Genomic DNA, 13,143 nt, shown 5'->3' with positions numbered 1-13,143 from the left:
GGGGTGGATCACGGGCGGCGGGGATGCGAGCCTTCTTTCGGACGGTGTTCGGAATCTGCGGACGAGGGGCGGTGGACGAGATGCGCACCTCGATCGACGAGCTCCATCCGCTCGACCTCCGTACGCGACACCGCCTCGACCGTCCGTCGAGCAGGAAGTGGAGCCTGCATCCGGGCACGATCGGCGCCTGGGTGGCTGAGATGGACTTCGGCACGGCCCCCGCGGTGACCGAGGCGCTGCACCGGGCGGTCGACGACGAGGTCTTCGGATACCTGTCCCCCGCCGTCGCTGCCGAGCTCGGCGAGGCGACGTCCGGTTGGCTGGCGGACGAGCACGGGTGGGACGTCGATCCGGCCCGCGTGCATCCGGTGTCGGATGTGATGGCGGCGCTCGGTGTCGCGGTGCAGGAGTTCACCGAGCCGGGAAGCGCGGTCATCGTGCCGACGCCGGCCTACATGCCGTTCCTCACCTACCTGCCCGGCCTCGGACATCCGGTCATCGAGGTGCCCGGAGCGGTGGACACCGACGGCCGCTGGAGCCACGACCTCGACGGCATCGATCGCGCGTTCCGCGCCGGGGCACGCACGCTCGTGCTCTGCAACCCGCACAACCCGACCGGTTCGGTGCTCGATCGAGGGGAGCTCGAGGCGATCGCCGAGGTGGTCTCGCGCCACGGCGGACGGGTGTTCGCCGACGAGATCCACGCGCCCCTCCGCTACGACCGTGAGCACATCCCCTACGCGTCGCTCTCGGCGGAGACGGCGGCGCACACGATCACGGGGACGAGCGCGTCCAAGGCATGGAACATCCCCGGACTCAAGGCCGCCCAGCTCATCACCTCGAACGACGAGGACGAGCGGGCTTACTCGAGGTTCGGCTTCGCCGTGGTGCACGGGGCGTCGACGCTCGGTGTGATCGCCTCGACGGCGGCCTACCGCGACGGGCGCGAGTGGCTCGGCGACACGATGGGCTATCTCGACGGATCGCGGCGGCTGCTCGACGAACTCGTCGCCACACACCTGCCCGGCGCCCGCCTGCGCCGCCCGGATGCCACCTACATCGGCTGGATCGACGTCTGCCGGCTGGGGCTCGGCGCGCGGCCCGCGGAGTTCTTCCGCCAGCACGCCGGCGTCACCCTCACCGAGGGCGCCCTCTGCGGGGCCGGGTTCGACGATCATGTGCGGCTGGTGTTCGCCACGCCGCGCCCGATCCTCGAGGAGGCGCTGACGTCGATGGGCCGCGCCGTCCAGCAGCGCACAGGCGGGCAGGACACCGGCGGAGAGCACGCCGTATCGACGCGAGGAGAGCACGCATGACCGACGGGCCGGCCTACGGGTTCGAGACCAGACAGATCCACGCCGGCGAGGTGGTCGACACCGAGGCGCAGGCCCGGGTGACGCCGATCTACCAGACCGCAGGCTACGTGTTCGACTCGTTCGACGACGGGGAGACCCGGTTCGCGGGGCGTGGCGGGCGGGCTTACTCGCGCAACGACAACCCCACGAACGCGATCGGCGCGCGTCGCCTCGCCGACCTCGAGGGCGGCGTCGACGGCGTGCTCGTCTCGAGCGGACAGGCGGCGATCGCCGCGGCCCTGTTCGGCCTCGCGTCGGCGGGCGACCGCATCCTCACCACCTCGAGCCTGTACGAGGGCACCCGCGAGATGTTCCGCGGGGTGCTCGCCCGGCAGGGTCTGGCGTTCGACGCGGTGCCGGCCGACGCCCCCGACGACGAATGGCTCGCCCGGGTGACCCCGCAGACGAAGGCGCTCTACACCGAGACGATCCCCAACCCGCTGAACGACGTCGTCGACCTCGAACGGCTGGCCCGGATCGCCGACCGCGCCGGCATCCCGCTGGTCGTCGACAACACGGTGGCGACCCCCTACCTGTGTCGACCGATCGAGTGGGGCGCGCACATCGTCATCCACTCGACGTCGAAGTGGCTCGCCGGCCACGGCTCGGTCATCGGCGGCGCCATCATCGACAGCGGCCGGTTCGACTGGGCGGCGCACGCCGACCGCTTCCCTCAGCTGACCGGCCCCACCCCCGCACGGCCCATCCCCTTCGCGGAACGCTTCGGCGCCGCCGCCTATGCGAACTGGCTGCGCTCGGTCATCGTGCTCGAGTACGGGCCGACCGTGCCCCCGATCAGCACGTTCCTCCTGCTCCACGGCATCGAGACGCTGTCGCTGCGGATGGAGCGTCACGTCGCCAACGCCACCCGCGTCGCCGAGGCGCTCGAGGGGCATCCCGCCCTCAGCCGCGTGCTCTACGCCGGGCTACCCCACGACCCCGGCCACGCGCTGGCGCAGAAGTACCTGCCGCGCGGGGCGGGCTCGGTGGTGTCGATCGAGCTGGCCGGCGGGCGCGACGCCGCCCGCGAGTTCCTCGACCGGCTGCAGCTGGCGAGCCGGATGACGCACATCGGCGACGTCCGCACCCTCGCCCTGCACACCGGCAGCACGATCCACGGCAAGCTCACCGAGGAGGAGCGGCTCGCGATCGGCATCACCCCGGGCCTCATCCGCCTCTCGATCGGCCTCGAGACCGCCGACGACATCATCGCCGACCTCCTCCAGGCCCTCGACCCCTTGCACCCTGAAGCGGTCGGTACCGCCGGATCTTGAGGGGCTCCGGCATTGGTGATAGAATCTCGGTAACAGTTCCCCCGGGGGGCTCGCAGCGCGAGTCGGTCGGGGGGCCTTTTCGTATAACCGACAACCTATGAGCAAACCGTCTCTCTCGATCCCCGCACAGCTCGAACGCCTGACCGACCGCGGGATGAGCGACAGCCGAGGAGTCCTCGCTCGCGCACTCCTCACCCAGGGCTACTTTCGGCTGTCCGGGTACTGGCGGTACTTCCAGACAGACCCACGGGCCGGACGGAACGCATTCGAGCACGGGACCGACTTCGGTGATGTGCTCGACATGTACCTGATGGATGCCGACCTTCGGAACCTGCTACTCGAGGGCCTCGCCGAGGTGGAGGTAGCCCTTCGCACGATCATGGCGACGCTGCTCTGCGCTCCCGGAGGGACCGGCACAGAGTACCTCGGCCAGGGCACCTATTCCGCAGTTCTCAACGACGACGGCGTCGACCTCCGAGCCAGACTCCTACGCGATATCGAACAGGACATCGAACGCTCGAAGGAACGACACGTACGACACCATGCCCGGGCAGGGGAGGTCCCACTCTGGGTCGCGACCGAGGCTCTGTCGTTCGGCACGCTGTCGCGGATGTACGGACTCCTTGCGGATGAGACGACCAAGGCGGCAATCGCGAAGCGATTCGGATACACCGACGGCCTGTACACCTCCATGCACTCCAATCTGCGCTCAGTGGCCGTCTTCCGGAACGTCTGCGCCCACCACGGGCGGATATGGAACCGAGTGCTGCAGACAGACAAGCCGCGACTCTTCGCCGGCGCGTTCACTGAGTCCGGGTTTCGGAGATACTCGGACACCCCCTGGGGCGTCATCAGCGTGCTGGGACACTTCGTCGAGAGCATCCGCCAAGACCGGTCCTTCATCGAGTCGACGGAACTTTTGATCGCCAGCGACCCGTCGTATCGAAAGGGCTTGACCGACCCGGACAGGACTCGGTGAGCAGCGCCGCGGCCGCCGCCTCCCTTCAGACGGCCCGCGTTGTCTCCGTCACCTCCACGGCGCCGGGGCGGGGGATGCGCAGGTTGTCGCGCAGGGTCGTGCCCTCGTAGTCCGAGCGCAACGAGCCGCGCTCCTGCAGCAGCGGCACGACGGAGTCGACGAACTCGTCGAGGCCTCCGGGGTGCAGGTGGGATCCGATGACCACGCCGTCGGCGCCGCCCGACTGCACGAACTCGTCGAGGCGGTCGGCGACCTCCGCGGGCGTGCCCACGTAGTCGGTGTGGTCGAACACGACCTCGGCCAGGCCGCGTAGGGTGAGGTCGCGCTCGGCGGCGAGCTGCTGCCAGCGACGCACCGTGCCCTCCCGATCGGAGTGAATGAGGGCCCGGCCCTGGATGAACGGCGGAGCGTCGAGGTCGGGTCCGATGGCGGGCACCGGCCCGTCCACGTCGTAGGAGGAGAGGTCGCGGTTCCACACCTGTTCGAACAGCACCTGGATGGTACGCGGCGTGAACTGCTGGTCGCGCACCCAGCGCGCCTTCTCCTCCGCCTCGGCGGTGGTCTGGCCGAGCACGAACCCGGTGGCCGGCAGGATCTTCACCGACCCGGATGGCCGCCCTGCGGCCGCTACGCGCGCCGCGATGTCGCGCGAGAACTCGTGCGCCTCCGGGCCGGCGTGGAAGGGAGAGAAGATGACGTCCACGCTGGCGGCGGCGAACTCGCGACCCTGCGGCGACACCCCGGCCTGGACGATGACCGGACGACCCTGCGGGCTGCGCGGCACGGTGAAGCGCCCGTCGATGTCGAACTGCTCGCTCGCGATCGAGAACCCCCCGCTGCGACCCGCGCCGAGGAAGACGCCCGACTCCTTGTCGGCCACGACGACGTCGGCATCCCACGAGTCCCACAGCTCGGTGACGGCGCGCACGGTCTCCTCCGCACGCACATACCGGTCGGCGCGGTCGAGGAAGCCACCGCGGCGGAAGTTCGCGCCGGTGAACGCGTCGAACGAGGTGACGACGTTCCAGCCCGCTCGGCCTCCGGACAAGTGGTCGAGGCTCGCCAGCTGCCGGGCGAGCTCGTACGGCTCGTTGAACGTGGCGTTGAGCGTGCCCACCAGCCCGATGTGCTCCGTCACCGCCGCGAGCGCCGCCAGCACCGGCAGGGTGTCGGGCCTGCCCGCGATGTCGTGGTCGAAGACGCGGCCGTCGCGCTCCCTCAGCGCCAGCCCCTCGGCGAGGAAGAAGTAGTCGAAGCGGCCCCGCTCGGCGGTCTGGGCCACGTGCCGGAAGGTGTCGAACTCGACCTGGCTGCCGGCATCCGGATGCTCCCAGAGCGTGTGCTCGTTGACGCCACCCACGTAGGCGGCCAGGATGATCTGCTTGCGCTGCGGCGCGGTCATGCGAGCTCCTCGGTGTAGCGGTCGGCCGGGTGCTCCTCGAGCCCCAGGGTGCCGCGCAGGGTGGCGGCCTCGTACTCGGCGCGGAACAGTCCGCGGCGCTGGAGCTCGGGCACCAGGTCGTCGACGATCCGCGGCAGGTCGTCGGTGAGCACCGCCGGCCTGAGCCTCACCCCGTCGTAGCCGGCCAGCCTCAGCGCGGCGACCCGATCCGCGAGGTCGGTGGCGGATCCGGCGACGACCGCGGTGTCGGAGGTGAGCGGCCGGCCCAGCGCATCCAGGCGCCGGAGCCGGTCGACGGCCGACTCACCCGGGCCGTCGAGCAGCACGACGAGGTCGGCGAACACCCTGAGCCGCTCAAGCCGACGGTCTTCGGCGTCGACCGCGCGACGAAGCTCGAGGAGGATGCGATCCGCATCCGCCTGGTCGAGCGGGGTGACGAAGACGACGTCGGCGGATCGCGCGGCGAAGCGGTACGGGATCTCGGAGTGCGCGAGCGCCACGACGACGGGCTGGCCCTGCGGCGGCCTCGGCACGATCGCCGGGCCGCGCACCGAGAACCACCGGCCCTCGAAGTCGATGCGGTGCACGAGGTCGGCGTCGAGGAAGCGGTCGGTCGCGACGTCGCGGATCTCCGCATCGTCCTCCCAGCTGTCCCAGAGCCTCCGCGACACCTCGACCGCATCCGTGGCCTCGTCGAAGAGGTCGACGATCTGCTGGCGGCTCGCCTCGTCGTGCAGCGCGGAGACCGACAGGCCGACGCGGCGTCGGCCGACCTGGCGGGCCTCGTCCTCCCGACCCGAGATCTTGACCTGCCATCCGGCCCGCCCGAGGCTCGTATGGTCGAGCGTCGCCACGCCCTTGGAGACGTGGAAGGGCTCCGTGTGGGTCACGGTCACCGTCGGCACGAGCCCGATCCTCGACGTGACCGGGGACACCCGCGACGCGATGAGGAGGGCATCGAGGCGTCCCCTCACCTCGTCGGTGCGCGCATCCGGTGCGAAGGGATCGGCGGACTGCACGGTGAGCGAGTCCTCGAGGGTGACGAGGTCGAGCAGCCCTCGCTCGGCCTCGCGCACCAGGTCGGTCCAGTACGCGGCGGTGAAGAGCTCGTGCGGCCGGGAGCTGGGCTCGCGCCAGGCTGCGGGATGCCAGCCGGCGCCCTCCAGCGCGACCGCGAGGTGGATGCGGGGATCGTGGGTCATACGAGGACTCCTGAGGGATCAGACGGCGACGGGGACGGAGGTGGGACGGGAGGCGGCGGAGAGCTCCGCCAGGTGGAGGAGGAGGGCCCGGGCCACCTTGTCGTTCTCGCGGAACGACACGGCGTTGGTGCGCGGCCGGGAGAACGCGCCGACGAACGGCGAGCTCGTGTAGGGCCCGATGGCGTAGAACCGGTCGGAATGGGTGCCGGATCCCACGCTGAGGCGGGTGTCGAGCTGCCGCACGAGCAGCCGCCCGGTCGACCCCGCGTCGCCGACGAGCTCCTCGAGGGCGTGCCCGGAGGCGACCAGGTGCCGCAGCACCTCGTTGTCGCTCCGCGCCACACTCGTGTCGGGCAGCCGCGCGTCGACGAGGGCGCTCGCCGTGACCACGCGACTGGACCCGGCGCCCTGCGCCGCAAAGCAGCCCTGGTCCTCGTCGGCCACCACGGTGATCCCGGCACCGAGGAAGTCGACGATCCCCGCCTCCGACAGGGCGAGCAGCTCCTCGAGGCGGTGGGCGGGCGGTCCGCTCGCGAGGTGGCTGAACCAGCCGAGCCACCACCCGTTGACGTCGTGGACACGGGACCGGTCGCTCCACTCCGCGGAGGCCGTGAGGTCGGCGAAGACGAAGAGGCTCTGCAGGAGAGCGAGGAAGACCGCCATCGTCTCGCTGTGCTCCTGCTGCGTGCGCAGGAGCAGGTCGCGGCGGATGTGGCGCCGCACGGCCTCCTGCACGGCGTGCGCGTCGCCGCGCAGCCCCGCGAGCGGCCGGTCGAGGGTGGGCAGGAAGAGCCGGTCGAGCTCGTCGGGCACCGTGCGCGCGACGAGCGACACGAGGGTCGCCGCATCGTCGAGCACCCGATCCCGGTCGTCGCCCAGCGGCGGGACCGGGTAGGAGAGGTCCGCAGGGACGTCGCCGACAGCCTCCTCCGTCTCCGCGGCGATCAGCGCCGCTCGCGGGTCGAGCGGAGAGAACTGCGCCGCGAACTCGTCCCAGCTGCCCACGACCCGCTCCGGATGCCCCGTGAACAGCTCCCGGTAGTGCGCCCAGAGCAGCTCCTTCCCGATGAGCGGCCAGACGTCCTCGGCGAAGTCGATCGGGCGCGATCGGGCCTCCAGGAGCGCGGCGTGCTCACGCGTGAACCACCGCAGCGCGGGTGCCTCGCCCTGCAGGGTGGAGCCGATCTTGGAGTGGTACGGCACCCCTCGGCGCGACCCGATCACCACGCGCGGCTCGCGCCCGGACGGCAGATACCGCAGCCGATCGCCGTCGCGCTCGAACCGCCCGCCGCGCCCCTCGGTGAGCAGCACGATCAGGTCGACGGCCGCGAGCCCCATGCCGCGCACCAGCACACGCTGGCCGGGCACGATGGCCCCGGTGTCGGCATCCGCGGTGAAGGCGGGTGGCAGGTAGTACAGCTCCCGCCGGCGGGCGAAGTCAATCAGGCGCCGATGCTCCGGCTCGGGCTCGACCCCGTTGTGCCCGAGCGAGAACAGCACGACGTCGGCGTGCAGCGCGCGGCCGGTGTCGAGCTCGACGCGGGTGCGGCCGTCGGAGCCGTCGGTCACGCGGCGGGCGGTCGCGCGGTGCTCGCGCACCTCGATGTCCGGACCGAGCCCGTCGAGCGCCCGGTCGTAGAACCAGCTCAGGTACAGGCTCTGCAGCCGCCGGGTGGGGAAGCTGGCGGGCAGGAGGGTCCGGATCTCGGCCGCGAGCCGCTCGTCGGGGACGTCCACGGCGATCCGCCCCTCGCGCACCTCCTGCGCCCACTCGATGAGCGACGGCCCCGGGCGGAGGGGCCCCTCGATCGTCGAGGTCTCGTCGGTGAACATCGTGACGTCGGCCGCGAGCGAGTTGAGCTTGAGCAGCGGCGACTGGTCGAGCCGCCAGATGCGGCCCGGGCCGACCGGATGCGGGTCGACGATGTGCACGATGAGCCGCCCGGCCTCGCGCCACAGCTCGTCGCGGTTCGCCGCGAGACGTTCGAGGACCCCGACGGCACGGGGGCCGCCGCCGATGATGACGAGCGACCGGATGCCGTCGGCGGGCGTTCGAGTGGACATGCCACAACCCTCGCCGCGGTGTCCACCCGCCTCCACTCATGTGACCCCGCATGACGATGTGTCGAAGTGTGAAGCGGATTGCTCGCCCGACCGGCGACGCCCGGCCTAGCGTCGCCCACGACATCCGCTCGGATGCCGACCACACCGACTGGAAGGAGCCTCATGCCCATCGAGTTCCTCGGCATCGCCGCGCTGAACGACGGCAGCGAGACCCGAGCCCGCAGCGGGGCGAGCTTCGACCCGGGGTACACCCTGCGCCTGGCGCGAGCCCACGAGGACCACGGCTGGGACCGCATCCTCTTCGCCTACCACTCGGGCGCGCCCGACCCGACGGCCGCCGCCGCCTTCGTCGGCTCGCGGCTCGAGCGGATCGGGATCCTGCTCGCCCACCGCCCCAACGTCTCGTACCCCACCTATGCGGCGAAGGCCATCGCCACGCTCGACCAGATCAGCGGCGGGCGGGTCAACGTGCACATCATCACGGGCGGGTCGGATGTGGACCAGGCCGCCGAGGGCGACCGGCTCTCCAAGGACGAGCGGTATGCGCGGACCGGCGAGTACATCCGCATCCTCAAGGACGTCTGGACCCGCCGCGAGCGTTTCGACTTCCACGGCGACCACTACGACTTCGAGGGCTTCGTCAGCGATGTCTGGCCCGTTCAGCAGCCTCGCCCCGGGGTCTCGTTCGGCGGGTCGTCGCCCGCCGCGTACGCGATCGGCGCCGCCGAGAGCGACGTCTACGCGCTCTGGGGTGAGCCGCTGAAGGACACCGCGGAGCAGATCGCGACGATCACCGCGGCGGCCGCTGCCGCGGGTCGCGCCGAGCGGCCGCGGATCCAGGTGGCGTTCCGGCCGATCCTCGGCGCCACCGAGGAGCTCGCCTGGGCGAAGGCGGAGGACATCCTCCGGCAGGTCGAGAGGCGCACTGCGGAACTGGCTCCCGGCGGACTGGCGGCGCCGGAGAACGCGGGATCGCAGCGCCTGCTGTCGATCGCGCGCGAGGGCGACCGCTACGACCGGGCGCTGTGGACGAAGGTGGCGGCCGCGGCCGGCGGGCGGGGCAACTCGAACGCCCTGGTCGGGACGCCGGAGACGGTCGCCGCCGCCCTGCTCGACTACGTCGACCTCGGCGTCGACATCATCTCGGCCCGGGGCTACGACTACGTCGACGACACGATCGACTTCGGCCGCTCCGTGATCCCGCTGGTGCGCGACGAGGTGGCCCGGCGCGACGCCGCGTCCGGCCTCACGCCCTCGGTCACCGACGAGACCCGACGGGAGCGTCATGTCGCTGCATGATCTCGCCGCCTCCGACGTCTCCCCCGCGTCCCCGTCGGATGCGCCTGCCGCGCTCGGCGACGGCGACCGGTTCCTCTACGTCGACGCCGACGACCCGCGCGCGCGTCCCCTCCTCGATGATCTCGAGCGGGAGTACGACGAGCGGTACGGACTCGACTTCGGCGGCCCCGCCTCGGAGGAGATCCACCGCTACCCGGTCGACGCGTTCCGGCGGCCGCAGGGCGCGTTCGTGCTGCTCCTCCGCGACGGCGAGCCGATCGCCGGCGGGGCGTTCAAGCGCTTCGACGAGTCGACCAGCGAGCTCAAGCGCATCTGGACGGCGGCGTCGCACCGCAGACAGGGTCTCGCGCGGCTCGTGGTCGCCGAGCTCGAGGCGCAGTCACGCCGCAGCGGGTACACCACCGTCTACCTCACGACCGGGCCACGGCAGCCGGAGGCACAGCGTCTCTACACGGTCACCGGCTACACCCCCCTCTACGACGTGACGCTCACCGCGGAGCAGGTGGGGGTGCACGGCTTCGCGAAGTCGCTGACCGCCGATCCGCTCGAGGTGCCCGCCATCCGCGCGAAGCACGAGCGCGAGCTCGCGAGGTTCTTCGCCTCCCTGCCGCAGGGGTCGATCGCCCGCGGCACCCCGGACCCGGCTCCGGCGACCCCAGCGGCCCCGGCTCCGGCGGGCCCGGAGGACACCGCGACGGGAGTCGCCCGATGACCGAGACGATCGCCCGCGGCGCCTCCCGCGCCCCGATGCCCCGGCCTCCCCGCAGAGACGGGACGGCATCTCCGCTGCCGTCGGACATCGACCTCCGACGCCTGGCCGAGCGCAAGGTGCTCCCCCTGCGGCATCCGATCCGCTGGGTCGTCACCGCCCTCATCCTGATCGTGCTGCTGAACGCCGCTCAGACGCTCTTCACCAACCCGTCGTGGGAGTGGGCGAAGGTGGGCAGCTGGCTGTTCAGCCCGGCCGTGCTCAAGGGCCTGCAGCTCACCCTGCTCGCCACGGGCATCAGCGCCGTCGTCAGCTTCGTCGGCGGCATCGTGGTGGCGGTGATGCGGCTCTCCGGCAATCCGGTGCTCAGTACCCTGAGCTGGCTGTACATCTGGTTGTTCCGCTCGGTGCCCCTCATCCTGGTGCTGCTGTTCCTGTTCAACCTCGGCAACCTCTACCCCACCCTGGGTGTGGGGATCCCGTTCGGGCCCCAGTTCGCGGTGCCGACCTTCACCCTGCTCCCGCCTCTGGTGCTGGGCGTCGTGGGGCTCAGCCTCTCGGAGATCGCGTACAGCGCCGAGGTCGTGCGCTCCGGCATCCTCGCCGTCGACCAGGGCCAGCACGAGGCGGCCAAGGCGCTGGGCATCCCGCAGCGTCGGCAGTTCCGGCGCATCGTGCTGCCGCAGGCCCTCCGCTCGATCGTGCCGGCGTACGTCAATCAGATCATCGGTCTGATCAAGGCGAGCTCGCTGCTGTTCTACGTCTCGCTGCTCGACCTGTTCGGCGTGGTGCAGAACCTCGGCAGCACGTATCCGACCGACATCATCCCGCTCTTCGTCGTGGCGACCTTCTGGTATCTCGTGCTCACGAGCGTGATCTCCGTCGTGCAGTACTACGTCGAGCGCTTCTACGCCCGCGGCGCCTTCCGGGTGCTGCCGCCGACCCCGTTCCAGCGTGTGCGCGCCTTCGCGCGGGGCTTGCGGAGGATCCGCTGATGCCCGCGATCGAGATCACGAACGCCACGAAGACGTACGGCGACCGCACGGTGCTGAAGGGCGTCGACCTCGCGGTCGAGGCCGGGACGGTCACCGTCATCCTGGGCCCGAGCGGGTCCGGCAAGTCGACGCTGCTGCGCGCCGTCAACCACCTCGAGAAGCTCGACGAGGGGTACGTGGCCCTCGACGGCGAGCTCATCGGCGTGCGGGTGAAGGGCGACCGGCTGAAGGAGCTGCCCGAGCGCGAGATCCTCCGCCAGCGGTCGAGGATCGGGTTCGTCTTCCAGGCGTTCAACCTGTTCCCGCACCTGACGATCCTCGAGAACGTCACCGAGGCCCCGATCTCGCAGGGGGTGAAGCCCGCCGTCGCGCGGGAGCACGCCCGGACGCTGCTGGCCAGGGTGGGGCTCTCCGACAAGGAGGACGCGTATCCCCGCCAGCTCTCGGGCGGTCAGCAGCAGCGGGTGGCCATCGCCCGCGCGCTGGCGCTCGATCCGGAGGTGATCCTGTTCGACGAGCCCACCTCCGCGCTCGACCCGGAGCTCGTCGGCGAGGTCCTGGCCGTCATCCGCACCCTCGCCGGCAGCGGACGGACCCTGGTCGTGGTGACCCACGAGATCGGCTTCGCGCGCGAGGTGGCCGATCAGGTCGTGTTCATCGACGAGGGAGTGGTCCTCGAGCAGGGGCCGCCCTCCCAGGTGCTCGATCACCCGCAGCACCCGCGTACCCGCGACTTCCTCGGCAAGGTGCTCGCCTGAGCCCCTGCCTCCTCCCTCCCGCACCATCACACCGCACAGCAAGGAACCGAGAATGAGAAGATCCACCACCACCCGTCTGCGAACGCTGGGAGCCCTGGCGACCGTCGCCGCCCTCACGGCCGGCCTCGCCGCGTGCTCCAGCGACGCCTCGGCCGACCAGACCGCGGGCTCCCCCGGCAGCGTCACCGTGGGCGCCCACTCCAACGGAGCGGCGACCGAGACCACCATCGACGTGCCGGTGGTCGACGAGATCAGGAACTCGCTGCCCAAGGAGGTGCTCGACAGCGGCACGCTCACGATCGGCGTGGGCGCACTGCCCGCGGGCTTCCCTCCCCTGGCGTTCACCGGTGACGACAACGAGACCCTGACCGGATCCGAGCCGGACCTCGGCCGCCTGGTCGCGGCCGTGTTCGGTCTGAAGCCGGAGATCTCGAACGCCACCTGGGACAACCTCTTCGTCGGCATCGACACCGGTGCCACCGACGTGGGCTTCTCGAACATCACCGACACCGAGCAGCGCAAGGAGAAGTACGACTTCGCGTCCTACCGCGGCGACAACCTCGCCTTCCAGGTGCTGGCCTCGAACGACTGGGAGTTCGACGGCGACTACGAGAACCTCGCCGGCCTCACGATCGCCACCTCCACGGGGACCAACCAGGCGAAGATCCTCCTGGAATGGCAGTCCAAGCTCCAAGCTGAGGGCAAGACGCTCGACATCGTGTACTTCCCCGATGCGAACTCCATCACACTCGCCCTGAACTCCGGCCAGATCGACGCGCAGTTCAACCCCAACCCGGGCATCGCCTACCAGAACCGGCTCTCCGAGGACGGGGCGAACCCGACGCGCACCGCGGGAACGTACTCCGGGGCAGGTGCCACGCTGGACGGCCTGATCGCGGCCACCGTCAAGAAGGACTCGGGACTCGCGCAGCCCATCGCCGATGCCATCAACTACCTCATCGAGAACGGACAGTATGAGCAGTGGCTCGAGGCGTACAACCTCCAGGACGAGGCCGTGAAGGAGTCGCTGGTGAACCCGCCGGGGCTCCCGATCGACAACAGCTGACGCCGGGGCGCACCCGCCGGCGAGGAGGGGCGCACGGCGG

Annotated in this window: 11 protein-coding genes; 8 read left to right on the top strand and 3 right to left on the bottom strand. The window is 71.0% G+C overall.

Translation table 11 applies throughout. The features are described from left to right. Positions 1–80: 80 nt before the first annotated feature. The 3 genes from ACFJGV_RS14390 (at position 81) to ACFJGV_RS14380 (ending at position 3,608) form a co-directional block, all read left to right on the top strand. Positions 81–1,316: a MalY/PatB family protein gene (locus ACFJGV_RS14390; RefSeq protein WP_378148740.1), complete on the top strand. Its 1,236-nt coding sequence runs from the start codon at positions 81–83 to the stop codon at positions 1,314–1,316. Further along, entirely contained in the window at positions 1,313–2,629 is a 1,317-nt protein-coding gene (locus tag ACFJGV_RS14385; RefSeq protein WP_378144670.1) for an O-acetylhomoserine aminocarboxypropyltransferase/cysteine synthase family protein, read from the top strand. Before ACFJGV_RS14390 ends, ACFJGV_RS14385 begins: the two co-directional genes overlap by 4 nt. A 97-nt stretch (positions 2,630–2,726) precedes the next feature. Next, a complete protein-coding gene (locus ACFJGV_RS14380) occupies positions 2,727–3,608 on the top strand; it encodes an Abi family protein (RefSeq protein WP_378144669.1) in 882 nt (293 codons plus the stop codon). A 25-nt stretch (positions 3,609–3,633) separates the two neighbouring features. Here ACFJGV_RS14380 and ACFJGV_RS14375 read toward each other — a convergent pair whose 3' ends face one another. Genes ACFJGV_RS14375 through ACFJGV_RS14365 form a run of 3 tightly spaced genes read right to left on the bottom strand, consistent with a single transcriptional unit; the run spans position 3,634 to position 8,276 of the window. Continuing rightward, positions 3,634–5,010, bottom strand: coding sequence for an NtaA/DmoA family FMN-dependent monooxygenase (locus ACFJGV_RS14375; protein ID WP_378144668.1), 1,377 nt, complete (start codon positions 5,008–5,010; stop codon positions 3,634–3,636). Continuing rightward, on the bottom strand, positions 5,007–6,212 hold the full coding sequence (locus ACFJGV_RS14370; RefSeq protein WP_378144667.1) for an LLM class flavin-dependent oxidoreductase: 1,206 nt from the start codon (positions 6,210–6,212) through the stop codon (positions 5,007–5,009). Before ACFJGV_RS14370 ends, ACFJGV_RS14375 begins: the two co-directional genes overlap by 4 nt. Before the next feature lie 18 nt (positions 6,213–6,230). Further along, complete coding sequence (locus tag ACFJGV_RS14365; RefSeq protein ID WP_378144666.1) at positions 6,231–8,276, bottom strand: FAD/NAD(P)-binding protein; 2,046 nt, start codon at positions 8,274–8,276, stop codon at positions 6,231–6,233. Positions 8,277–8,438: 162 nt separating this feature from the next. Between ACFJGV_RS14365 and ACFJGV_RS14360 the strand changes: the two genes are divergently transcribed. Genes ACFJGV_RS14360 through ACFJGV_RS14340 form a run of 5 tightly spaced genes read left to right on the top strand, consistent with a single transcriptional unit; the run spans position 8,439 to position 13,103 of the window. Then, a complete protein-coding gene (locus tag ACFJGV_RS14360; protein ID WP_378144665.1) occupies positions 8,439–9,575 on the top strand; it encodes an LLM class flavin-dependent oxidoreductase in 1,137 nt (378 codons plus the stop codon). Beyond that, a complete protein-coding gene (locus tag ACFJGV_RS14355) occupies positions 9,562–10,287 on the top strand; it encodes a GNAT family N-acetyltransferase (protein ID WP_378144664.1) in 726 nt (241 codons plus the stop codon). The genes ACFJGV_RS14360 and ACFJGV_RS14355 overlap by 14 nt, the downstream gene beginning before the upstream one ends. After that, complete coding sequence (locus tag ACFJGV_RS14350) at positions 10,284–11,279, top strand: amino acid ABC transporter permease (RefSeq protein WP_378144663.1); 996 nt, start codon at positions 10,284–10,286, stop codon at positions 11,277–11,279. Before ACFJGV_RS14355 ends, ACFJGV_RS14350 begins: the two co-directional genes overlap by 4 nt. Further along, positions 11,279–12,037, top strand: a complete 759-nt coding sequence (locus ACFJGV_RS14345; protein WP_378144662.1) for an amino acid ABC transporter ATP-binding protein — start codon at positions 11,279–11,281, stop codon at positions 12,035–12,037. The genes ACFJGV_RS14350 and ACFJGV_RS14345 overlap by 1 nt, the downstream gene beginning before the upstream one ends. 52 nt (positions 12,038–12,089) lie before the next feature. Continuing rightward, positions 12,090–13,103, top strand: coding sequence for a transporter substrate-binding domain-containing protein (locus tag ACFJGV_RS14340; protein ID WP_378144661.1), 1,014 nt, complete (start codon positions 12,090–12,092; stop codon positions 13,101–13,103). Positions 13,104–13,143 lie beyond the last annotated feature (40 nt).

This window comes from Cnuibacter sp. UC19_7 (assembly GCF_042699995.1).
Lineage (GTDB): Bacteria > Actinomycetota > Actinomycetes > Actinomycetales > Microbacteriaceae > Cnuibacter.
Note: the sequence above shows the minus strand (reverse complement) of the source record. Positions and strands in the feature narration are given on the sequence as shown.

Coding starts and splice junctions, on each gene's coding strand:
- ACFJGV_RS14390 (WP_378148740.1), top strand. CDS start 81: ATGCGCACCTCGATCGACGAGCTCCATCCGCTCGACCTCCGTACGCGA.
- ACFJGV_RS14385 (WP_378144670.1), top strand. CDS start 1,313: ATGACCGACGGGCCGGCCTACGGGTTCGAGACCAGACAGATCCACGCC.
- ACFJGV_RS14380 (WP_378144669.1), top strand. CDS start 2,727: ATGAGCAAACCGTCTCTCTCGATCCCCGCACAGCTCGAACGCCTGACC.
- ACFJGV_RS14375 (WP_378144668.1), bottom strand. CDS start 5,010: ATGACCGCGCCGCAGCGCAAGCAGATCATCCTGGCCGCCTACGTGGGT.
- ACFJGV_RS14370 (WP_378144667.1), bottom strand. CDS start 6,212: ATGACCCACGATCCCCGCATCCACCTCGCGGTCGCGCTGGAGGGCGCC.
- ACFJGV_RS14365 (WP_378144666.1), bottom strand. CDS start 8,276: ATGTCCACTCGAACGCCCGCCGACGGCATCCGGTCGCTCGTCATCATC.
- ACFJGV_RS14360 (WP_378144665.1), top strand. CDS start 8,439: ATGCCCATCGAGTTCCTCGGCATCGCCGCGCTGAACGACGGCAGCGAG.
- ACFJGV_RS14355 (WP_378144664.1), top strand. CDS start 9,562: ATGTCGCTGCATGATCTCGCCGCCTCCGACGTCTCCCCCGCGTCCCCG.
- ACFJGV_RS14350 (WP_378144663.1), top strand. CDS start 10,284: ATGACCGAGACGATCGCCCGCGGCGCCTCCCGCGCCCCGATGCCCCGG.
- ACFJGV_RS14345 (WP_378144662.1), top strand. CDS start 11,279: ATGCCCGCGATCGAGATCACGAACGCCACGAAGACGTACGGCGACCGC.
- ACFJGV_RS14340 (WP_378144661.1), top strand. CDS start 12,090: ATGAGAAGATCCACCACCACCCGTCTGCGAACGCTGGGAGCCCTGGCG.